General features: G+C 38.3%; 20 protein-coding genes. 10 read left to right on the top strand and 10 right to left on the bottom strand.

From position 1 onward, the window contains the following. Window positions 1-36: 36 nt before the first annotated feature. The gene (gene asnS / locus EHQ16_RS16500) at window positions 37-1,341 is read right to left on the bottom strand and encodes an asparagine--tRNA ligase (protein ID WP_135632301.1); all 1,305 of its coding nucleotides are present in this window, start codon (window positions 1,339-1,341) and stop codon (window positions 37-39) included. Window positions 1,342-1,396: 55 nt separating this feature from the next. Between asnS and folD the strand changes: the two genes are divergently transcribed. Genes folD through EHQ16_RS16475 form a run of 5 tightly spaced genes read left to right on the top strand, consistent with a single transcriptional unit; the run spans window position 1,397 to window position 6,523 of the window. Continuing rightward, window positions 1,397-2,272: a bifunctional methylenetetrahydrofolate dehydrogenase/methenyltetrahydrofolate cyclohydrolase FolD gene (gene folD, locus EHQ16_RS16495; RefSeq protein ID WP_135632300.1), complete on the top strand. Its 876-nt coding sequence runs from the start codon at window positions 1,397-1,399 to the stop codon at window positions 2,270-2,272. Continuing rightward, complete coding sequence (locus EHQ16_RS16490) at window positions 2,256-3,224, top strand: acetylxylan esterase (protein WP_135632299.1); 969 nt, start codon at window positions 2,256-2,258, stop codon at window positions 3,222-3,224. Before folD ends, EHQ16_RS16490 begins: the two co-directional genes overlap by 17 nt. Beyond that, a complete protein-coding gene (gene cysS, locus EHQ16_RS16485; protein ID WP_135632298.1) occupies window positions 3,221-4,678 on the top strand; it encodes a cysteine--tRNA ligase in 1,458 nt (485 codons plus the stop codon). The genes EHQ16_RS16490 and cysS overlap by 4 nt, the downstream gene beginning before the upstream one ends. Then, window positions 4,660-5,433, top strand: coding sequence for a 23S rRNA (guanosine(2251)-2'-O)-methyltransferase RlmB (gene rlmB / locus EHQ16_RS16480; protein ID WP_135632297.1), 774 nt, complete (start codon window positions 4,660-4,662; stop codon window positions 5,431-5,433). Before cysS ends, rlmB begins: the two co-directional genes overlap by 19 nt. Beyond that, on the top strand, window positions 5,420-6,523 hold the full coding sequence (locus tag EHQ16_RS16475; RefSeq protein ID WP_135632296.1) for an esterase/lipase family protein: 1,104 nt from the start codon (window positions 5,420-5,422) through the stop codon (window positions 6,521-6,523). Before rlmB ends, EHQ16_RS16475 begins: the two co-directional genes overlap by 14 nt. 7 nt (window positions 6,524-6,530) lie before the next feature. On the opposite strand, the gene EHQ16_RS16470 is transcribed toward EHQ16_RS16475, so the two are convergent. Genes EHQ16_RS16470 through EHQ16_RS16445 form a run of 6 tightly spaced genes read right to left on the bottom strand, consistent with a single transcriptional unit; the run spans window position 6,531 to window position 15,108 of the window. Beyond that, window positions 6,531-8,264 carry a sodium:solute symporter family protein gene (locus EHQ16_RS16470; RefSeq protein ID WP_135632295.1) on the bottom strand — a complete coding sequence of 578 codons (1,734 nt, stop codon included), beginning with the start codon at window positions 8,262-8,264 and terminating at the stop codon, window positions 6,531-6,533. After that, window positions 8,261-9,028 carry an imidazole glycerol phosphate synthase subunit HisF gene (gene hisF / locus EHQ16_RS16465; protein ID WP_135600298.1) on the bottom strand — a complete coding sequence of 256 codons (768 nt, stop codon included), beginning with the start codon at window positions 9,026-9,028 and terminating at the stop codon, window positions 8,261-8,263. Before hisF ends, EHQ16_RS16470 begins: the two co-directional genes overlap by 4 nt. A 1-nt stretch (window position 9,029) precedes the next feature. Beyond that, window positions 9,030-10,496, bottom strand: a complete 1,467-nt coding sequence (gatA, locus tag EHQ16_RS16460; RefSeq protein ID WP_135632294.1) for an Asp-tRNA(Asn)/Glu-tRNA(Gln) amidotransferase subunit GatA — start codon at window positions 10,494-10,496, stop codon at window positions 9,030-9,032. Continuing rightward, entirely contained in the window at window positions 10,493-10,777 is a 285-nt protein-coding gene (gene gatC / locus EHQ16_RS16455) for an Asp-tRNA(Asn)/Glu-tRNA(Gln) amidotransferase subunit GatC (protein ID WP_135632293.1), read from the bottom strand. The genes gatA and gatC overlap by 4 nt, the downstream gene beginning before the upstream one ends. Window positions 10,778-10,786: 9 nt before the next feature. Further along, window positions 10,787-12,187: an undecaprenyl-phosphate glucose phosphotransferase gene (locus tag EHQ16_RS16450; protein WP_135632292.1), complete on the bottom strand. Its 1,401-nt coding sequence runs from the start codon at window positions 12,185-12,187 to the stop codon at window positions 10,787-10,789. 14 nt (window positions 12,188-12,201) lie between these two features. Next, window positions 12,202-15,108: an LPS-assembly protein LptD gene (locus EHQ16_RS16445; RefSeq protein ID WP_135632930.1), complete on the bottom strand. Its 2,907-nt coding sequence runs from the start codon at window positions 15,106-15,108 to the stop codon at window positions 12,202-12,204. A gap of 224 nt (window positions 15,109-15,332) precedes the next feature. On the opposite strand from EHQ16_RS16445, the gene EHQ16_RS16440 reads away from it, so the two are divergent. Next, window positions 15,333-15,683, top strand: a complete 351-nt coding sequence (locus tag EHQ16_RS16440; protein WP_135632291.1) for a hypothetical protein — start codon at window positions 15,333-15,335, stop codon at window positions 15,681-15,683. Window positions 15,684-15,690: 7 nt separating this feature from the next. Here EHQ16_RS16440 and EHQ16_RS16435 read toward each other — a convergent pair whose 3' ends face one another. Continuing rightward, the gene (locus EHQ16_RS16435) at window positions 15,691-16,782 is read right to left on the bottom strand and encodes an ATP-binding response regulator (RefSeq protein ID WP_135632290.1); all 1,092 of its coding nucleotides are present in this window, start codon (window positions 16,780-16,782) and stop codon (window positions 15,691-15,693) included. 79 nt (window positions 16,783-16,861) lie between these two features. Here EHQ16_RS16435 and EHQ16_RS16430 point away from each other — a divergent pair, with 79 nt between their 5' ends. Then, window positions 16,862-18,856, top strand: a complete 1,995-nt coding sequence (locus tag EHQ16_RS16430; protein WP_135632289.1) for an ATP-dependent helicase — start codon at window positions 16,862-16,864, stop codon at window positions 18,854-18,856. 46 nt (window positions 18,857-18,902) lie between these two features. Further along, window positions 18,903-19,448 (top strand): MORN repeat-containing protein, encoded by a 546-nt coding sequence (locus tag EHQ16_RS16425; protein WP_135632288.1) that lies wholly within the window; start codon window positions 18,903-18,905, stop codon window positions 19,446-19,448. Window positions 19,449-19,456: 8 nt separating this feature from the next. Here EHQ16_RS16425 and EHQ16_RS16420 read toward each other — a convergent pair whose 3' ends face one another. Then, window positions 19,457-20,233 (bottom strand): M48 family metallopeptidase, encoded by a 777-nt coding sequence (locus EHQ16_RS16420; protein WP_135632287.1) that lies wholly within the window; start codon window positions 20,231-20,233, stop codon window positions 19,457-19,459. Continuing rightward, window positions 20,230-22,341: a putative bifunctional diguanylate cyclase/phosphodiesterase gene (locus EHQ16_RS16415; RefSeq protein WP_135632286.1), complete on the bottom strand. Its 2,112-nt coding sequence runs from the start codon at window positions 22,339-22,341 to the stop codon at window positions 20,230-20,232. Before EHQ16_RS16415 ends, EHQ16_RS16420 begins: the two co-directional genes overlap by 4 nt. A gap of 108 nt (window positions 22,342-22,449) precedes the next feature. Between EHQ16_RS16415 and EHQ16_RS16410 the strand changes: the two genes are divergently transcribed. Both EHQ16_RS16410 and EHQ16_RS16405 read left to right on the top strand, forming a co-directional pair. Beyond that, on the top strand, window positions 22,450-22,629 hold the full coding sequence (locus EHQ16_RS16410; RefSeq protein WP_135632285.1) for a hypothetical protein: 180 nt from the start codon (window positions 22,450-22,452) through the stop codon (window positions 22,627-22,629). 108 nt (window positions 22,630-22,737) lie between these two features. Then, entirely contained in the window at window positions 22,738-23,061 is a 324-nt protein-coding gene (locus EHQ16_RS16405) for an STAS domain-containing protein (RefSeq protein ID WP_002974097.1), read from the top strand.

Here is a 23,061-nt window from a genome sequence, read left to right as displayed (position 1 = left end):
AGATCGGCCTTAGTGCAAATTTTCCTTTAAGAAAAATTAAGGGCTTAGCCTGTAAATCATCCTTGGGTATGGAATGCATTCGCGGATATGGGACAAACCACAAACCCAAGCAATGACTCGTTCTAGACCCATTCCAAAGCCAGCATGAGGAACAGAGCCATATTTACGAAGGTCCAAATACCAAGAATAGTCTTCGGGAGGAAGTCCTTCTTCCTGTAACCTTTCCACAATTTTATCAAAGGATTCTTCCCTTTCCGACCCGCCGATGATCTCCCCAATTCCATCCGGAGCAATGAGATCCGCAGAAAGGACAGTATTCGGGTCATTAGGATTTTGTTTCATATAGAAGGCTTTGATGGCCCTTGGGAAATTTTGGATGAAGATGGCCGTTCCAAAATGGGTGGTGAGGATTTGTTCCCTGTCCGAATTGATGTCCTCTCCCCAGGCGATTTCTTCCCCTGCGGTTTGTAAAATTTTGATGGCTTCGCCGTAATCCACTCTTGGGAACGGTTTGGCCAGTTGTTCCAGAAGCGGCGCTGGATCTCGGTCGAGGACTTTTAAGTCTTCTGCGGTTCTTTCGATGGTGACTCGTAGGACGGTCTTTACAAATCGCTCCTGCAGATCCAAATTTCCATCTTGGCCGAGGAAGGCAGTTTCGGCTTCGAGCATCCAAAACTCAGTTAAGTGACGTCTGGTTTTACTTTTTTCAGCTCGGAATGTCGGGCCAAAACAATACACCTTGGAATGAGCAAAGGCAGCTGTTTCTAAATAGAGCTGGCCCGTTTGGGCTAAGTAGGCTTGCCCTAAATCGAAGTATTCGGTGGAAAAAAGGGTTCCTGCTGATTCCCCGATGGAACCGGTGAGGATGGGTGTGTCGATCAGAGTATATCCGTCATTACGGAAGAATTCTCGGATGGCGAAAGATAACTCAGAACGAACCCTTTGGATGGCAAGTTGCCTTTTGGAACGTAACCACAAATGTCTATGGTTGTGTAAAAAATCAGGGCCGTGTTCTTTGGGGGTGATCGGATAGTTCGACGACTCTCCTACAAGAGTAAAGGAATGTAGGAATAATTCCTGACCACCCGGAGCTTTCGGATTTTCCTTTGCCTCTCCAAAAACGATGAGAGATGCCTCTTGCGGGAGGGCTTTGATTTCTTTGAAGGTTTCTTCTCCCAAAAATTCTTTTTCGGCGACCACTTGGTAAATTTTTCCCTCGGTGCGGAGTTGGAGGAATTGGACGTGGTTATTGCCTCTGACTCCTTGTACCCAGCCTTGTAAACTATGAGTGGATGTGGAATTTTGAGAAAGGGTTTGTGATGGATCTAAACTTGGAATCATGGATGGTTTTTTCTGTTTGCCAGTTCAATTTTCTTTGAAATTTTGAACTTACAGAATGAAATCTAGCATCCTATTAGACGGTAAAGCGATTTCCGAAAAAATTCGAAATCGAATCGCAGAAACATTAGCAAAAGCTAAATCCGAAGGTAAGGGAGTTCCTACCCTTGCTACCATCCTTGTTGGGGATAACCCTGCATCCGAAACTTATGTAAATATGAAAGTGAAGGCTTGCGAAAAAGTGGGAATGGGATCACGATATGTGCGCCTAAAAGAAGAAACAACCACCGAAGAGTTGTTAGTTGAAATTCGCAAACTCAATGCAGACTCTTCTGTGAATGGAATTCTTTTGCAGCACCCAGTCCCTCATCAAATTGATGAACGTTTGTGTTTTGATGAAATCGCTTTGGAAAAGGATGTGGACGGAGTCACGACCATTTCATTTGGAAAGTTATCTATGAATAGTGAAGCCTATTACCCGTGCACTCCGTACGGAATGGTGTTATTACTTCAAGAATACGGAATTGATGTTTCTGGAAAACATGCCGTAGTTGTGGGAAGATCACCTATCCTCGGAAAACCGATGGCCATAATGCTTACGAACTTAAATGCGACAGTTACCCTTTGTCATTCTAAAACAAAAAATCTTCCGGAACTTGTGAAACAGGCGGACATTGTGGTTGGGGCTGTTGGTAAACCAGAGTTCATCCAAGCAGATTGGATCAAAGAAGGTGCAGTGATTTTGGATGCTGGTTATAATGTAGGAAATGTGGGAGATATCGAAGTTTCGAAAGCTAAGGATAAATCTTCTTATTACACTCCAGTTCCAGGAGGAGTTGGACCTATGACTATTTCTGTACTTTTACTTCAAACCATGTATAGTTTTTTAAATCAATTTTCACCTAAGTTGGATTCTCATGCCTCAAACAGTTAGTTTTGATGAATGTTTCCAAACAGTTCCGAAACTGGACCCTCCATCGGATTTAGATAGTTTTTGGAAAGAAGGGATTTCTGAATTAAAGAAAGTACCAATCAAAGCCACTTACAAAACGGTTTTGAAAGGATCTTTCATTTGGGAATCTTTGAATGATGTTAGTTTTCAAAGTATCGACAATCATGTGTTACATGGAAAGCTAGCGATTCCGAGAAAAAGAGGAAATAGGCCAGTTGTTGTTTATTTTCATGATTATTTAGCTGTTCCGGAAGAAATCCAAAAAGGATATTCTGATTTGGGTGTGGCCCAACTCCATATCACTCTTCGTGGTCATGGAGAAGAAATGATCCATGCGCCAGTGGATCCAGTCACGGGAAAGGCACCGATTGGTTGGACACCCAATTATTTTGCACATGGACTCGACCAAAAAGAAGATTTCTATATGCGAAAACTTTATTTGGATGTGATTCGAACCATTGAGTTCTTACGTTTGACTGACGGGATTGATGGTGATCAAATCATTTTACATGGTAAGTCCATTGGTTCTGCCCTTTCTGTATTTGGTGCGGCCTATTCCGATCGAATTAAGGGACTTATTTTAGAAACACCTTCCTTCTGTTATATTGATAAAGACCAAATTTCTTTAAAAGGAAATCCATGGATTCGGGAACTCACTCCCTTTTTAGAAAAAAGAGCCACCAAAAAAATTGATTATAAAAAGGAATTGGCGTATTTTGATGCGCTAAACTTTGCCAAAAAAATCAAAATCCCTGCTCTCTTCTCTTGCGGAATGGAAGATGTGATCTCTCATCCAAAATCCACTTTTGCTTTGTTTAACCATATGAACTGTGATAAACGGATGCAGTTGTATCCGACAGAAGGAAATGAAGCAGGGAAAGACAAACAACCACAAGCAAACTTAGAATTTGTAAAAGAAATTTTTGCCTTATGAGTTTAGTTCCCTTTGTATTTCAAAATTCAAAATCGGGAAAAAAGGAAACATTTGTTCCGAAAGATCCTTTGAATGTATCCATTTATTCCTGTGGGCCAACCGTTTATAATTTTGCACATATTGGAAACATTCGATCTTTTTTATTTGTAGATGTACTTCGCCGTTCTCTACTGCTCGGTGGATATAAACTCAACCAATCCATGAACATCACAGACATTGATGATAAAATCATCAATGAATCGATCAAAAGAAAAATTTCCGTCGAAGAATTTACAAAACCATGGACAGAGGCTTTTTTTAAAGATTTGGAAACTCTCCACGTCCAGAAATTAGAACATTATCCAAAAGCCACTGAGTCCATTGACGATATGGTAGGACTTGTAGAAACACTTCAGAAGAACGGCCTTGTTTACGAAAAGGATGGGAATTTATATTTTTCCATTCAGAAGTTTAGTCGTTATGGAGAACTTTCGAAAATCGACGTTTCGGGTATGAAGTCTGGAGTTCGGTATGATGCCGATGAGTACACAAAAGATGATGTTCGTGACTTTGTTCTTTGGAAAAACCAAAAGACAGAAGAAGAAAAATGTTGGCATACAAAAATCGGCACGGGCCGACCAGGTTGGCATTTAGAATGTTCGGCGATGATTCGCAAAGTATACGTATCAGGTGTGGACATTCATACCGGCGGGATTGACCTCCTATTTCCTCACCATGAAAATGAAGCCGCACAAAGTTATGGGGCATATCCTGAGGAAGAATTTGTCGGAACTTGGCTACACTGCGAACACCTTCTGGTGGACGGAGAAAAAATGTCGAAAAGTAAGGGAAACTTTTATACCTTACGTGATATTTTAGAAAAAGGATATGATCCAAACTCAATTCGTTATCATTTGATATCTGCACATTACAGAAGTAAGTTGAATTTTTCGCTTACTAAGTTGGAAGAATCCAAAACAGCAATGGAACGAATTCAAAATACCATCTACCGAGTGTTAGAAACTGGTAATTTGTGGGAAAACGTACCTAAATCATCAAAAGGTTTTGAATTTTCAAATTCTGAACTACAAAAAATAAATTTGGATTTTATGAATTCTTTGGCTGATGATTTGAATGTTCCGAAAGCCCTTGCTTCCGTTTTTGAACTGGTTCGGGTTGTGAACCAGTTTTTGGATTCCAAAACGGAGTTATCTGATTCAACATTCTTAAAAGAATCTTTGGCATTGTTTTATAAAACAAATGAGCTATTTGCTGTTTTTTCCTTTCAAAAACAAATCCAAACTTTGGATGGAATTTCAGAAGATTGGATTCTTGGCCAAATAGAGGCCAGAAAGACCGCCAAACAAAACAAAGATTTCTCTACTGCCGACAGAATTCGTAAAGAGTTGGAAGAAAAAGGAATCCTTCTCGCTGATACAAAAGAAGGAAACACCACATGGAAAAAAGCCCAGTAGAAATACTTTTTGGAAAACGTAATTTTTATGAATTTTTAGAGTCATTGGAGCAGATGGCGCCTGAACGTGGAATCAAAACCATTCGCGAGGTCATTGTCAAAGACTCCATGGGAACAGAAGAAAAACAAAGAATCCGAGGTTATATTCCTAATTCTGTAAAATTCACAACCGTTTCCACAAGGGAACTAGATCGAATTGCCTCAGATAAAAACCACCAAGGTTATGTCATCATTCGTACCAAACAAAAATCCTTTGCATCACTTGGATTCGAGCAGTTCAAACAAAATGTAGAAGCAGGAGAAGGCCCCGTACTCATTTTGGATCGAATCCAAGATCCAGGTAATTTAGGGAATATCTTGAGAACTGCCGAATGTATGGGCGTTAAACATGTGTTAATGTCTGATCGTGATACCTCCCCCATCACACCTGTTGTGGAAAAAGTTTCTGCAGGTGCAGTCCACCATTTACAAATCTATCGAGTGGCAAACCTCATGCATGGGATGGAATATCTCAAAAAAAATGAATATTGGATCCTTGCTACCGATGAAGAAGGTGAAGAATCCATTTGGGAAACATTACCAGATGCAACGCAAATGGCAATCATCATGGGAAATGAAGGTGAAGGAGTCAAACGTCTCTTATTAGAAGAAGCTGATTATGTGGCTAGAATCCCACTATTTGGGTCTGTGACTTCTCTTAATGTTGTTGTTGCATGTGGAATTACTTTAGATCGGGTACAAAATGTTTCGCGTTAGGCGAAATATTTTATCATATTTAGTTTTACTTATCATAGGGGTTTTTGTATTCCAATCTTGTGTTTATGATTTTTACAGAAAGGAGTTTGTATCGGAAAAACGGGTGAACAACGCTGCCTTGTTTCTTGCTTGGTTCGGCCTACTTTCCAATCCCAATCAAAAGTTATTTGGTTTTTCTTCAGGTTATTCTCGTAATCTTTCTGATTTACAATTCATTGGTTCTGAGTTTTTTCCAAAATCTGCAAAAAAGAAAATAGTTCTCATTCATGGTTGGAACCCAGCAGAAAGAGATGCTGATCCCATTACGGGTGATGAGAAAAAAATTCAGAATATAAAAAATACTTTTTCTAATGGTCTCATTCACTTTCAGGAAGGACGAGATTCAGCGAATTCAGAATTCGATTTTTATCTTTATACCTATCGAACTTCCAATAGTATACTTGTCAACGGACGCCAGTTTCATTCTACCTTACGTGGTTATTTTATCGATTCTGATCAAGTTTATATTGTGGCCCATTCCATGGGAGGTCTTGTCACAAGAGTTGCCTTGTCAAAAGAAGTGGGAGACCTTCCCTTTGTTCGGCTGGTTGTAACTTTGGGAAGTCCCCAATTTGGTTCTCCTTTTGCTACATCTAGTTTTTTAGCAAGTAATCCCTTCCTAAATGATTTGGGTAATTATCTTGTGGGTACTCAAGGTGGTTCGGAACTGGGTTATACCAACAATGGCACTGGACAAACGGCACTGGTGGGCGCAGAAAATTTAGTGTTGGATACACTGAACCAGTCTTTTCTAGATACAAACTTAAATAGTAAATTTATTAGTTTTGCTGGAGTGATGAGTAATTGTACAGTTGCTGAAACCTTTTATTATAATTCGGGTTGTAATATCTTATCGAATGCTGGTTTTACGCAATCAGATGGAATCGTGCCGGCTAATAGTGCCAGACTAGGAAACTTAACATACAAACAAATCAATGTAGCAGATTGTGATCATTCGATGATGGCTTTTCAAACTACGAATATTGATGATACTAAAAGCCGTAATCTGTTTACACAGGTGATTACGGAAATTCGATATTCACCTTATTAAGTAGAATTTACATTTCAGATCGATTTTGTAAGGAACGAAGGGATAGGTAAAGTCCAAGAAGTCCTAATAGAAAAAAGAGAAGTCCAATCAAAATTTCTCCATCCTTCCACATGAAACATTGGATAGAATACAATCCACCAAACACAAACGACAATCCAGAAAGAGTTCCAAGTAAAGATACATTCAACCTATTGGGATATATGATTTGTGTTTGATTCTCTTTTTGAAAGAGTCCCTTCCAAAAAAAATAAGGTGGTTTGGTTTTAGTGTAAAATTGAAGTAAGATATTACTACTTGTATTTGGAAATATGTAGGTCGAAAGGATGAGTAAAACAGCCGAAGAAACCGCTGTATAAAGAATCGAATAAGGAAATTCTATCTTTAAGTAAATAGAAAAAAGTAAATACAATAAAGGTGAAAGGATAAAAGCCAAAATTTCGGTCCAGGCAGAGATCCGCCAAAAGAACCACCTAGCAATTAAGATAAATCCAATCCCAGAAGATGCTTCGAGTAAAAACACCCATGCTCCTTTAATGGTTTCCATTCCGAAAACGGCAAGAAAAAAAGAACAAACAGCTGTTATAATCTGCACTGCATACGATACTTTTAAATAGTAGGAGTCGGATTTTCCTGGTTGTACCATTGGTTTCCAGAGGTCATTGACTAGATAAGAAGCTCCCCAATTTAAATGAGTGGCCAATGTGGAAAGATAGGCTGCAAGAAAGGCACTGAGCATAAGTCCAAACATCCCCTTAGGCATTCCCTCTTGTAAAACCATAAGAAATCCTTTTCCACTTTCCTTATCTGACAAATTTGGATAAAGAATTACGGAAACAAGTGCAACAAGAATCCAAGGCCAGGGACGAACAAAATAATGAGCAATCACAAACCAAAGAGAACCTTTGAGTGCTGCATTTTCATTTTTGGTAGCAAGGATTCTTTGAGCAATATATCCCCCACCACCTGGTTCAGAGCCAGGATACCAACTCGACCACCAAAGAACTGTTAGTAAGATTAAAAAATGATCCCAAGGGAGTGTTCCTGAACTTCCGTTGGGAAAAAATAAAATTTTACTGCTGTCAAGTTTGGATCTTAGACCATCGAGTCCGCCAATGGATGGTAAGTTGACCGCAAAATAAGCAAAGAGGATACAACCGATCCAAGCTAAAAAGAATTGGAAAACATCAATGTAAGAAATCCCGCGAAGTCCTGCGATCGATGTGTAAAAAACGCCAAATAACAATAAATAGATGAGTATATGAGATGGTGTCCATTCTGGAAAAAATACGGGAATGATTTTTAACATCGCGAGATTGACCCAACCAAGGATGACTAGGTTTAGTAAAAAACCAATGACAAAGGCTTTGATTCCTCGTAGGAAATTTGCTTCTTTCCCGCTGTATCTAAGGCCTATAAGTTCCAAATCAGTAGAGGCACCAGAACGTTTCCAAAGTTTGGAAAAGAAAAAAACGGTGACAAAACCACCAACCGCCATATACCACCAGATCCAATTTCCCGCAATCCCTTGACCTCTTATGATCTCTGTTACCGCAAGAGGTGTATCAGCAGCAAATGTTGTGGCCACCATCGCAGTGCCTGCAACAAACCAAGACAAACTCCCTTCGGCCTGGAAATATTCTTTTGTGGATTTTTGTTTCGAACGAAAACGAAGGAGAAGGAATAAAATGACTACAAAGGGAAATAAAAAAAGTAAGGTATCAAAAATGTGGAAAGGAATCATAGTCGCACTTTGATTCCCATCTCTTTCATAGTTTGTTTGGTTTCTTGGATAGAAAATTCTCCAAAGTGGAATATGGAAGCTGCAAGAACTGCATCTGCTCCGCCACGTAAAATGACTTCTGCCATATGTTCAGGATTTCCAGCACCACCAGAAGCAATGATCGGAATCGAAAGATTGGAGGTGAAGGATTTCATGAGTGTGATATCAAATCCGTCTTTGGTTCCATCTTTGTCCATGGAAGTCAGTAAAATTTCACCTGCGCCCATTTCGAAGGCTTCTTTTCCCCAATCGAGTGCATCTCTACCAGTTTCTAACCGACCACCATTCAAGTACACTTCGTACCTTTTTCTTTCTGGATGGAATTTGACGTCTATAGCGCAAACAATACATTGTGATCCATAAATTTCACTCGAATCTTTGAGTAATTTCGGATTTTGAAAGGCACTGGTATTGATAGAAACTTTATCCGCACCTTTATTTAATACTGCTTTTACGTCTTCTATGGTACGAATCCCGCCACCAACTGTAAAAGGGATAAAAAGTTTATTGGCAACTTGTTCTACTAAATTTAAAAGAATATCTCTTTTGTCGGATGAAGCTGTGATATCCAAAAAACAAAGTTCATCTGCTTTGTTTTCTTCATAAGCAACAGCACAAGAGACGGGATCTCCGGCATCAATTAAATTTACAAATTGAACACCTTTGACTACCCTTCCTCCTTTGATATCCAAACAAGGGATGACTCTTTTGGTTAGCTCATCCATGTTAGGTGATCTCTTTCGGGAGTGGTAATTTTGTAATTTCTAGTTCAGAAACAGATTTTGCATAACTTAAAAGTTTGGATTCATCAAAATGAGAAGAAGTAATTTGTAATCCAATCGGGAGCCCAGTGGAATCTACACCTGCAGGACAACTAATGGCAGGAACTCCTGCTAAATTGACCGAAGTGGTAAGGATATCTGCTTGGTACATTTGGATTGGATCTTTAGTTTTTTCACCTACCTTGAATGCTGTTGTAGGTGATGTAGGTTGGAAAATGATATCAACCGATTTAAAAAATTCTGCATATTGTTTACGAATGAGAACTCTTGCTTTCTGGGCTTTTCCATAATAAGCATCGTAATAACCAGAACTTAAGGAAAAAGTTCCGAGTAAAATTCGGCGTTTGACTTCGGGACCAAAACCTTGGGTTCTGGATTCAGAATACAAATCATCCAATTTTCCACTGCCTTCTTTGCGTAGTCCGTAACGAATTCCATCAAACCGGCTGAGGTTCGACGAACATTCTGCAGTAGCAATTAAATAATAAACCGGAATGGCATACTTTAAAAGGGAAAAATCAAGAGGAACGAGAGTGGCTCCTTTGGATTCCAATTCTTTTAAAAGATCCGTATAACGTTTGTTTACGTCTGGTGAAAAATTAAATTCTTCTGACTTCATCACTCCAATTCGTTTTCCTTTCCAATCAACAGAAGAAACTGAATTGGCCTCAAAGTGATTTACTTTGGCTGTGGTTTGGTCTTTGGGATCAAGACCTGAAATGATTTCTAGCAAATCGGAAATCCCTTGTAAATCATTGGAAAAGGGACCAATTTGATCTAGGCTTGATGCATAAGCAATGAGTCCATACCGAGACACACGACCATATGTAGGTTTTAATCCCCAGATTCCGCAGAGAGCTGCAGGCTGGCGGATCGAACCACCGGTATCTGATCCGAGAGAAACTGGTAACATAGAGGCTGCCACAGCTGCCGCCGAACCACCGCTAGATCCTCCAGGAATACGACTTGTATCAAAAGGATTTTTTGTGGTTTGGAAAGCACTGTTTTCTGTAGATGAACCCATGGCAAATTCATCCATATTGAGTCTAGGGAAGAAAACAAATCCTTTGTCTTTGAGTTTTTGGATTACGGATGCATCATAAGGAGAACGAAAATTTTCTAAAATTCGGGAAGAACAAGATGTGATTTCGCCAGTGATACAAATATTGTCTTTGATTCCAATAGGAATTCCATCAAACTCAGAAAGTAACTTTCCGGACTTCCTTCGATTGTCACTTTCTTCAGCTTGTTTTAAGATATGATCTTTATTGATTTCCAAAAATGCTTTTACTTTGGAATCAGCACCTTCGATTCGTTCGAGATAAGCAGAAACTAAATCTTTTGATTTTAATGAACCGTCATTTAGTTTGGCTTTGATTTCGGAATAAGTGAGAAATATTAAATCTTTCATGTTTCAATTACCTTGGGAACCACAACATAACCATTTTCATAGGAAGGAGCAATTTTAGCTAAATCATCTCTTTTTAAACCATTTTCAGCTAAGTCTTTTCTTAGTTCATAAAAGATTTGTTCATATATTTCATCATCACCTACGCTGGAGGTATCAAGGTTTTTGATTTCATCCACGTATTGTACAATCCGAGAAAAATCACTTAACATTGATGATACTTCCTTTTCTTCAATGTTAAGTTTTGCCAAGTTGGCAATGTTTTTTAATTCTTTTTCATCCATAAGTTTTCCTCAGTATGCATTCCTATCTATAATTGTTTTTAGAGGTGTGAGTAAAATGATTTTGATATCGAGAAGGAGTGACCAGTTTTCTATATAAAAAATATCTGCTTCGATTCGTTTTTCGATGGAGGTGTCTCCCCGAAAACCTTGCACTTGTGCCCAACCTGTAATTCCCGCTTTTGCTGCATGGCGTCTCATGTATTGTTGGTGTTCATTTCGAAATTTTTCTACATAAAAAGGACGTTCTGGTCTTGGCCCCACAACAGACATGTCCCCGAGTAATACGTTAAAAAACTGTGGTGTTTCATCTAGAGATAACTTTCGTAATACGGCACCAACGGCAGTGACACGTGGGTCATCTTTGACTGTCCAAAGTGTATCCGATTTTTCTTTTGTTTGCACAACCATGGATCGGAATTTTATCATTCCGAATACTTTGTTATCAAGCCCTACTCGTTCCTGTTTGTAAAAAACGGGGCCCTTACTTGTTAATTTTACAAGTAAGGCTATCAGAAGATAAAAAGGACTAAAAAGAAGAATGAAAAATAAAGAAAACAATATATCAAAACTTCTTTTAAGGACTAAATTATATCCTAATCGCAGCGGGATATTGCGAATAGAAATGATTGGAATTCCATCTAATACTTCCACTCGTCCTTTGGCTGTGACGATTTCTTCGTAACTAGGAATTACTTTTAAATCGATCCCATGGAAGTCAGCAATGTCTATGACTTCTTTTAAGGAATCTCCTTCTTCGTGGGAAAGTGCATAAACAATTAGATCAATATTGTTTTCTTCTACATAAGATTCCAATTTCCCAGTGGTTGTGACTGTATGAAGTTTTTTAGAAGATAAATTCTTTTTCCCTGCAACAAATCCTTTGACCGTATAACCGTAAATCGAATGTTTCCTAAGAGTTTCTGAGAAGTTACTCGCAGATTTACCTGTTCCAATGATGAGGACAGATTTTAGATTGAATCCTTTGCTGCGTAAATACTGCATTAGCGAACGTAAAACAAAATGAGAAAAGGAAGTTAGGATTACTGTACAAACTGCAAAGTAACCAATCACAAGCCTTGAAAAACTTTCTCCACGAAAGAAAAATAATAACGATAACACTACAAGTAAATTTAAGATGACTCCCGTGATGATCGCAAAGAGTTCATCGGAAAATGATAAACCTCTTCTTGGATGGTATAAATCAATCGATAGAAATGCCAAAACTTGTGAAAAACCAAGCACAATCCCTAAAATCAAATAATTAATAGGTTCGATTGTTTGGATTTGAAATGAAGAATCAGGAGATAGATAGTAACGAATGACATAAGCAAAGACAAAACTTGTAAGAGCAATGAAAAAGTCTGTCACTAGGAAAAGTAGTTTGAAGGATTGGCTTCTTTCTTTTAACATTTTAAACTCATATGTTATTCCGTTAAATCAGTGGACGTTCCATCAAGGGGACGTTTTCGGAATCTATACAATCGAACACGTGTCGCCTGTGCAGAAGCAGAATCTCCAAAACTGAAATTGGTTAAGTTTACTGAAAAGTATACTGATTGGTCATAAAAAGTCAATTGGTTGTTCATTGTAAGACCCCCTGGTAGAGCTCGTAAGTTCATACTGTAACCTAAACGATATTCCCAGTTATGGAGATCTAATTTTAAAGTCATCATAAAGCGGTTGATGTTAAAAACAGTTTTTTGTCTTTGGGTTTGGCCTTGGGCGCCTGTTCCCGCTGCTAAATCTTCCCAAATAGTCGTTTGGTCATAGTTAGTTCCTGTTTGTGAGGTATACAATTCAGGACTTGTATTCATTGCATAAAATTGGCCTTGTGCCAGGGCAGTCAAACGCCAAGGTTCTGTGACTCGGGAATCGAGTTCCAATTCCAATCCCGAATATCTTGTGACTTTTACATCTGTTTTAAAGAAAAATCGATAACTGTCTAAATACGTATCTTTGTAAACATGATACCAAGTAGATCCAATTTCTAAACTACGAAAGGCTCGAATGATAGGCCAAGAAAAACCACCCATTTTATAAGAAACTGTTAAGTTATTCGAAAGTGAGCGATTTTGCGGAGTGTGGTGGACGTAATCATTGTTTATGAATACACCAGAATAAAAGTTTCGTTTTCTTTCTAAAAGACTTGGTCTGCGAGTTGTAAATCCATCTACAAAATCAAAAAATCCACCAATTCTAACAACGGTATAATACCATCTTTGCATATTGGTAAGTCCAGGATTGTAAGTAGAAGAAAATTGTCGTAAGTCACGAATGGTTCTTACAGAAACATCCCAATCATTCAGAGCATAACTTTCTAAGGCAAATTCAGCTTCATGTTGACGTAAATTCCCAAGGATTGGATCTTTTGCCTCTGCTTTATCGGCATCTAAACGACGGTATGTTGTGGACAAAAATATTTCCGGAATCCCCATTCTTACAGTGTGTGCCTGACGGACATACTGGTAGGATTGTTGTTTTAACATGGTTGCATAAGCTTTGTTAATGTCGCGATCTGGACTATTCAATTCATTTCCAGATCCTGGATATTCCACTGTTTGTTTGGTGGCACCTACATAAACCGAAGGTGTAAAAGACATATAAGCACCCATAGCAATGGGAGAACGAAATCCCGTTTCACCAATTACGTTGGTTTGTGAACGTAAAACAAAATCTTGGTATTGGCTTCTTGGATCCACCACCCCTGTTGTTGGATTGGTTTTTTGTTGGGGAACACCGTAGATACGATTGATATTGGTTTGGAAAAATAAGTCCCAATAGATTGGACTACTGGTTCCAGGAACAAGTCCAATATTACTTGAGTTTCTAATCGTTACTGCAGGTAAAGTATCTTGAGCCGCAAAATACTGGTTAGCTTGGATTTGGTAAACCAAAGTTCGGCTCATTGCAAATCCAACACTCAAATCTCCTCGGTTTTCAGTATAACTTAAGTTCCAGTTCAGTAAGTTACGAATGAGTCCAAACCTTACATCTCGGTATGTGTAAAGTGACTGCAGGGAATTGGATGGTTGGTATCTGTTTCCAAATTCATAATCAAAATTTCGATTACTATAGTTTTCGTATTGTAACTGAACGTTTCTTGTATAATCCTTTGCAAAGTCGTTGAATTTAGCATTCAAACGAATGTCTGTTTTCCACCATGGGTCATAGTTAACGCCCGTATTACGATACGGCAATCCGCTATTTGGAAACATTTCTCCACGATCGACATTGTTTGTGGTTGCCACGGTTCCAATTCCATAATCTTTAAAACGATCTTCGTAAACAGGAGTGATCGCGTTATTTTTATAATTTGCATAACCAAGATTGATATTGTAATTTAGAAATGGGGATAATTTCCACATTTCTAACTGAGCGGCTTGGCCCGTTTTTTCATACATATCAAATCTAAATTTATAACCGTTTGCAAGAAAGATACTATTGGGATAAGAATCAGACCATTGGTATGAGTTTTGCCAAAACCAACCTTGGGTATTGTTTTTACCTATTTGTGTTGTGACTCCATTTCCTGATTCTGAATTGTATAAAAATGGAAGCCAAGCCATGTAAGTTCCACCTACTTTGTAGGAAACACTGTATGCTACGACTGACTTATCATCATGAATAAATATTTTCGAGGCTTGAAAGGATTCATGAGGAAGTTCCGCATTACAAGCGGTAAAGTATCCCATTTCTAAAAGGTATCTTTTTTCATCCAAACGTTTTAATTTTTGCCCAATAAAGTGAGATGGGAACATACTGAGTTTGGAATTATAAACTACACCTTGATTGATTTTTAAATCATAAATCATTCGGTCGCCATTGACTTTGGCATTACCGTCTTTGTATTCTACTCCACCCTCTGCATAAATTTCTTGTCTAGTCGCATCAATGGAAACAGAGTCTGCAACCAGTTCACCCGATTTGATTTTTAAACGTACTTTTCCCCGAAGGACAAGAACTCCACCTTTGGTTTTATCGATATTTAATAATTGGCCTTCTGCTGCATTTTGAATTTGGATGGGAGGACCTTTTTTGGGTTGTGAACTGAGTAATGATTCAGGAGTTAACGCCTGTTCTTCTTCGGGAACAAGAGCTTCCCTAAGCCTTTCTCTTTTGGTATAAATAGTTCCGGAAGGACTTAGTCCTAAATTACGAAGGTTGTCTTCCACCTCCCGGTCGGACATGGCATCCACTGATTTGCGAACCAGTCCTCTTTGGACTTGGGCTGTTGTTTGTTTTTTTTCTTCGTCTTGTGAATTTTTCCCAGGTCCTTGGGCCTCGGGAAATAGGAGTTTGATCCCATTGATATCCTGCGCCAGAATTTCCATTCCGAAGAGAAAACCATAAAATAATATAAGGAAACGAATGGATTTTTGCACAGCGGGCTTTGAAAGTATAGAACGAGAGTTTTACACCGGTCGAAAAAATCAATGGAAAACCAGCCTGAATTTCGATCCAGAATCTTGTATTTTACCGGAAAAAGAGGTTGCTTAACTATTCCTGTAATGGACATAATCAAATGGCTCAATCTTTGGGCATCCGGGAGTTTTGAATGGCAAAAACCTACTCTGGGGAACGTGTTCCAGGCACTTTGCGTTACAATCTCAAAGTCAAAGAGGGAAACACCGAACTTAATTTCCTGGTTCCTGAACCTTCCATCCAAATTCCTACGGAAGGGTTTGGTCCTGACGAAAGTGCCAACCGATTGGCCTTAGCCATCCTTCTTGACTTCACAAAAAATCCACAAACATCCTTTTCGTATTATAAAGATTTTAATTTTTTTCTCGCTGGTCTATTTTTGGAAGACAACTGGATGTTGCACTCGAGTCGGATCGAACTATTTTTTAAATTATTAGAAGAGACTCCCCGTTTTTCCAAACCACTTGTTTTGGGAAAACGTTAAACCACTGTTATAGTGGTTTGATGATGGGTAAGGTAAAAAACCAAGAAGATACAGCATCGTCTCGGTACATTTTCCCCTTATGTTCGGAGATGATACTTTTTGTGACTTCGAGAGAGTTCATTTGTGAAATTCCTTTCATCAAATCCTCGGATCCATTGTCTTTGATTTGAATCAGAATGTGGCTTGTTCCCTCTTCTTCTGCTTGTTTTAAAATGACGTTTATTTTTCTACCAATTGTATCTTCTCTAGTATTGACTCGGACCCGAGCATCTTGGATCAGATTGAGAAGAACCTGTTTGATTTTTTGAGGTTGGCAATATGCCAGAGGAACATCCCCAAGTTCAATTTCACATTGGATTCCTTCTTTTAAGAAGTATTGGTGAAGGAAGGAACGAGTGTCGTTAGCGATACTTCCCAAGTTGGAATAGTTCCATTGTGAGGAAGTGGACTGAGAATAGGAAACTAGGTTTTTTATGATTTTAGCAATTCGATCCGATTCTTCGGCAATTTTTGAAGCCTTTTCTTGTAAGGAATTACTTCCTAATTTTTTCGCTTCCAGTGCAATTAATTCTGCTAAATTCAAAATGGATGTGAGAGGGTTATTCACTTCATGAGAAATTCCTGAAGCCACAAGAGCAATGGTTTCCCATTTTTGATTTTCTGCAAGCCGACTCTCCACATTCCGGATGTGTTTTTGGACTTGTGATTTATAAATTGCCATCTCGACAGAGATGTACAAATCACGACTGTTAAAAGGTTTGATTAGATATCCAAAAGGTTCTGTGGCTTTGGCTCTATTGATTGTTGCTTCATCCGAATAAGCAGTTAAGTAGATAACAGGTATTTCTTTTGTTTTTTTAATAATGGTTGCAATTTCGATTCCGTCCATCGGACCGTTTAACATAATATCCATTAGGACTAAATCAAAATGTTCATTTTCAATATGTTCGATGGCATCATTTGCGTCAGAAACATAAGTGGCGTTGTATCCATATTGTTTCAGAGTGGAACAAATATTGATGGCAATGATCCGCTCATCCTCAACGACAAGGATTCTTTTAACGTCTGTTTCTTTATCTGATCCCACAACTGCTGTCATATTTTCTAAAACCGGATTCCTCTATCAAATAGAATAATTAGAGTTTGTCAACAGAATCCATACAACAAATCTCTGTATTGTGAATGAGGAATTAAACGAGGCCCAAAAGGCAGTCATTCTGTCTCCTCCAGGCGCTATCTTAGTGGTCGCTGGAGCTGGGACTGGAAAAACAAACACAATTGTTCATAAATTGGCCTCTCTCGTTCAGGCGGGGATCGATCCTAGTTCCCTCCTACTCCTTACCTTTACAAGAAGGGCTGCAAAAGAAATGATCAATCGTGCAAGTAGCCTTCTTGATTCAAGAATGTTTTCCGTACAAGGTGGTACCTTTCATTCCTTTTGCCACAAATTCCTTAGGAAGTATTCCTTAGCTGTTTCCCTTAATTCCAATTTTACAATTTTGGACGAGGATGATGCCGTAAGTTTTGTTGGAATGGCAAGAGACCAAATTGTCTCTAAGGATTCAAAAGTTAGGTTTCCCAAAAAAGAAACATTGGCAGAGATTTTTTCTGCCTGTTTTAATTTACAAATTTCCTTGGAAAAAGTACTTCAAAAAGACTATCCAATGTTTCTTGGTCTCACAAGAGAAATCCAAGAAATCAAAACCAAATTTGCAGAACTTAAACTAAAACATAATTCATTAGATTTTGATGATTTGTTGGACTTCACAAGAAAGATTTTGATGGAAGAAGAGTCCATTCGCGAACGGATTGGATTGCAGTATCAATATATTTTAGTAGATGAATACCAGGATACAAATCGTATCCAAGCACATATTGCATGTTTACTTGCTAGCAAACACCAAAACATCTTAGTCGTTGGCGATGATGCTCAGTGTATTTATGGTTTTCGTGGGGCCAACGTAAACAATATGTTGGATTTCCCAAAAATATTTCCAAAAACAAAAACGATCCATCTAACAAAGAATTATCGCAGTACACAACCCATTTTGGATTTGGCAAATGCAGTTTTGGAAAAAAGTAAAGAAAACTATAAAAAACAATTGGTTTCTTCTTTAACAAAACCAGTCAGTCCAAAACCTCAACATATAAAATTTGAATCGTCCGAAGAAGAAGCTACATGGATAACAGATCAAATTTTGGAATTGTATGAGAGTGATATTTCTTTATCCAAAATCGCCGTTCTTTTCCGTGCAGGTTTTTTATCGAATCTTTTAGAAGTCAAACTTAAGTCCAAACAAATCCCCTTTCGTAAATTTGGAGGAAAACGTTTTTTGGATTTGGCACATGTCAAAGATATGCTTGCTTACCTTCGTATCATCGAAAATCCAAGAGATGTACTTTCTTGGAATCGAGTTTTACTCCTTGAAAAAAATATCGGTAAAAAATATGCGCAAGTTCTTTATAAAAACCTTGAATCAATCAACTTTCAATATGAAACTTTAGAAACATCTCCCACGTTTTTTTTAGGTATTCCTGAAGCTCCAAAAGTATCATTTCAAAACTTAATCAAAATTCTAAATTCGAATTTAGATTTAGGAAATAGTATGGCAATTGTAGAAGTTGTCCTTTCACATTATTTTCCTATTTTGGAACAGGAATATGATGATTTTGATAAGAGAAAATATGATTTGGAGTCTTTTAAAATCTTAAGTAAATCCACACCAGTTCTATCTGATTATTTAGCAAACTTAACCCTAGATCCAACTGAAAAGTTAGATACAAATGCCCCAGAAAAAGAAGAAAATGAGTTTTTAACACTCTCTACAATTCATTCTGCCAAAGGATTGGAATGGGAATATGTATTTACCATACAAGTTGTCGAAGGTAGTTTACCCAGCTCTCGTATAAAAACCATCCAAGATTTGGAAGAAGAAAGAAGGTTGTTTTACGTAGCAATTACAAGAGCCAAACAAGGGTTGTTTTTAACTTCGCCTGTATTTTCTGATAAAAATAGATTAACAACTGTGAGTCGATTTTTAGCTGATTTACCAAATCTAAACGATTTAGTCGAAGAAGATTCCCCTAAAAATAAAGAAGAAACTTCTATAGAGGAAAATCCGAAACCAGAAAATGACAACTTTCAAGACATCCAACGATACTTTTTGAATTGATTTCCTAAAAACAATCCTCTACCATAGATTCAAATTTGGAGGACGTATGAAATTATCCTTTCGCCTTTTGGTTTGTAATCTTTTTCTTTTGTCCATGCTTGTGGCCTGTGCTTCACAAGACACAAAAGATGGATCGGACCAAACAAACGCAGATACAAAATCGAATTCACGAAATGCCAACTTAGAAGATCCTGAAAAAGGTGGAAAAAAGTTTGGTTGTATTGAAGGGAATTGTGTCAACGGAATCGGTAAGTATGTTTACGATAATGGCGATGTTTATACTGGCTCTTTTAAAAACGACCTCCGCGAAGGTGCCGGAAATTTCCTCTATTCCGATGGTGAAAAATTCAATGGTACTTATACGGAAGATAAAAAACAAGGTCCCGGTGAATATAATTTCAAAAACGGAGATAAATATGTAGGGGAATTCCAAAACGGACAAATCAACGGAAAAGGAACTTATAGTTTTAAGGACGGTAAGTCGGTTTCCGGTGATTTTACCTCTGATGGCCAAGAAGGAATTGGTGTTCTCACCGATGACGGAAAGGCAAGAAATTGTAAAATTGCAGGAAGAAAACTTCTCTGCGAATAATACTCACCTTACAGTTGGCAGTTGGGACGTTTTCCTTCTGCCTTTGCTTTCTCCCAAAGTGCCAACGCATTTCCCATCGCCGCATTTAAATTTTTCATTCGAGTCGCATCCGATGGGTGTGTCGATAAAAGTTCGTTTGGTTTGGATCCGCCAAGAGCACTCATATTTTTCCAAAGGTTCACGCTCTCCCTTGGATCAAATCCAGATTTTGCCATGAGTTCGAGTCCAATCAAATCCGCTTCCGATTCGTGTTCTCTTGAAAATGGCAACAAAACTCCAAATTTTGCACCAAGGCCTAAGGCACCAGCAACAGTCGGTTTTCCAAGGCTTTCAAGGATTTTGACAGATCCCCCTGCCAATTGGTTTTGGGAAACTCGTTCGTTTCCATGTCTTGCAATGACATGGCCAATTTCATGCCCAATCACAGCTGCTAGTTGGTCTTTGTTTTTGGCTACCGAAAACATTCCTGTATAAACACCAATTTTTCCACCAGGTAGTGCAAAGGCATTGGGAGTGTTATCTCTGAAAACAACAACTTCCCAGGATTCGACTCCCGTGGTATCTGTCGTTACGGCTAACTGTGCAGATACGATACAGTTTACATAAGAATTTGCAGAAACACTAGAATCAATTGGTGTTTTAGTTTTCATCTCCGAAAAGGCATCTGTTCCCATTTCATTCATTTCTCCATCTTTCACGAGGATGATTTGTCTGCGACCGGTGGGTGATGTACTACAGTGGATGAATGTTAAAACCACTAACAAAAGATAAAAATTTCGAATCATGTTTTTTCCTGTTTTGAATTGAACTTTTTGATAAATGGGACAATATCTTCGTTTCCAATGGGTTTGGATAACCAATACCCTTGGATTTTATCACATTGAAAAGATTTGAGAAGTTCTAGTTGTTCCAACTCCTCTACTCCTTCTGCCACTACGGAGTAACCTAGGTCATGTGCCATATTGATGATGGATACGAGTAAAAAACTTTCTTTCGTACCTACTTCCACATTGTTTAAAAAAGATTTATCAATTTTTAAAATGGAAAGTGGTAACTTTTCTAAGTAAGAAAGAGAAGAAAATCCAGTTCCAAAATCATCCAAAGCCACTTTCACACCAATATCAATTAAGTTAGAAAGGATTGGTACGGTTTCAGACAAATTTTTCATCGCCAAACTTTCAGTAATCTCTACTTGTAAAGAAGTATAAGGAATGTTTCTACGATTGTGTAAATCAACGATCCAATGAAAAATGTTTTGGTCAAAAAACACTTGAGGGCTTAGATTCACAGCAATAGAAATCGGATGGCCCTGTTTTAATTGAACTTCTTCAATGACATCTGCTGCTCTTTCCAAAACAAATTTGGTAATAGAAACGATGAGACCAGAATCTTCTGCAAGGGGAATAAATTCTCCTGGAGAAACCATTCCTCGTTGGGGATGTCGCCACCGAACGAGTGCCTCCCAATGCCCTATTTTATTTTCTTTAATGTCAAGGATGGGTTGGTAATAAACAAAAATTTCATTTTGTGTTAATGCCTTTTTTAAATCATTTTGGATTTCCAACTGGAAGTGGATTTTTTCCTGCATGGCTTGGTTAAAAACAGAAACCGTTCCCACTTTTTGGGACTTAGCATGGAACATTGCAATTTCTGCATTTCGAAGAAGGACATCTGCTTCCTTCCCTCCAAGTCCAAACCCAGAGATTCCGGAAGAAGCGGTTAAATAAATAGAATAACCACCGATGGGAATGGGATCTCCTAAACGTTCTAAAAGTCTAAATGCAAAGTTGACCCCTTCATCAATGGAAAGGATATGGGTCAGTAAAATGGCAAAATTATCAGCACCGAGTCTAGTAATGATGGCATCAGAATCAGAATATTTCTTTAGTCTCTCAGCAAAAATCTGAAGGACTTTGTCCCCTGCTTCATTTCCAAGTGAATGATTGATTCGTTTGAAGTTATCAATATTGATGCAGAATAAAATTGGGTATCCTGAATCTTTCATATTGTAGGCAAAGATTTTTTGTTCAATCCTCGCAAGAAACAAAGCTCTGTTTGGTAATCCTGTTAGGTTGTCATAAAATGCGTCATGAGTTAATTGTTGTTCCGCAAGTTTCCTATCTGTAATGTCATGATGAATGGCAATGTATTGGAATACAGATTTGTCTTGCCCGGTGAACGGAACGATGGTGGTATCCGCCCAATAATCGCTACCGTCTTTTTTGATGTTTCTAATTTCGCCGCGCCAAACCTTTCCTTTTTGAATGATTTCCCAGATTTTAGTCCAATCTTCTTTGGTTTTGTCGGTTGACTTCATGATCCTATGGTTTTGACCAATGAGCTCGGAAACGCTATAACCAGTTACTTTGGAAAATGCATCATTGACATAAGTGATGATCCCGTTGGCATCGGTGATAGAGACAATATTTGCCTGGTCCAACGCAAATTTTTGAAGTTGGATTTCCTTTAAGGATTGGTAAAGGAAAGTTTCCGTGGTGTTTTTTTCTTTTCTGTAGACTAGTTCCCTTCTTTCTCTTTCCAAAACCTCTGTTAAACGAAGTAGGTTTTTTCGATCAATGATATCATTGACCCCTGACTTCATATAACTTAGGTTTTTCGTGAATTCTTCAGAATCGCTGAGTAGAATCACTGGGATATCTAACTTTTTGTCGTTTAGATACTGTAAATATATGGGAATTTCCGAATGGAAGGGTTCTCTTGTGCTACAGAGGATGGCATCCCAATCTTCTTCGTGGACGGTGGTTTCCCATGATGGGAAGGATTCAACGACTCGGTATAGAGGGCTTAAGCCACCCGACTTCATTTCTCTTACGAGATCAAATACACTGTTAGAATCGTTTTCGAGTATTAGAACGCTGATTGGACTGCCCATTATTTTTGCCGGTGTGGCTTATCTCTCCCACTAAGAAATCGTATTTTTCTTAAAATCTCAACCTAAAAATGATTCGAAATTCTTTGGAAATTTCGTCTCATCTCTAACGTGCATCCTAAAACATTCGAAACTTGCTATATCAGAAAAGAATATTTAGAGCATGAGTTACGGAAATTACTCTTAGATATTAGCGATTTGGATTATAAAGAACTCAATGATTACGACAAAGGTGGTTATGATGGTTTCAACCAAGCAATCACCTTGGTTTTAAAAAAACTTCAAAACTAGGGTTTTTTCTAATCAAAATGGCAAAACATTGGAACGAATTAGTTTCTACAAAAATTCTTTACAAAATTGGCAAGTAAACAGATTGTATACGTGCCAGTAGGAAGTTCAATGAATTTCACAACAAAACAAGTTAAAAATCATACAGTTGTTACTCTAGAGGGTTCCCTCGATATTTACTCTGCACCCGCTTTAAAAAAAGAACTCCACAAAATCATCGATGACGGGGCGGAATCGGTAGCGATTGATATGGTCAATATCAAACTGTTGGATTCTTCCGGAATTGCCCTCCTTGCAAATCTCCAAAAGAAACTCAAATCAGAGGAAGGTCAGTTTTTCCTCTTAAACGTAAGCCAGGATGTGATGGTCATTTTGAAACTATCCAGTTTGGATAAGTTTTTTACAATCCTTGGCGGAGAATCGGAACTCCCGTAA

It is taken from the genome of Leptospira kanakyensis (assembly GCF_004769235.1).
Lineage (GTDB): Bacteria > Spirochaetota > Leptospiria > Leptospirales > Leptospiraceae > Leptospira_A > Leptospira_A kanakyensis.
Note: the sequence above shows the minus strand (reverse complement) of the source record. Positions and strands in the feature narration are given on the sequence as shown.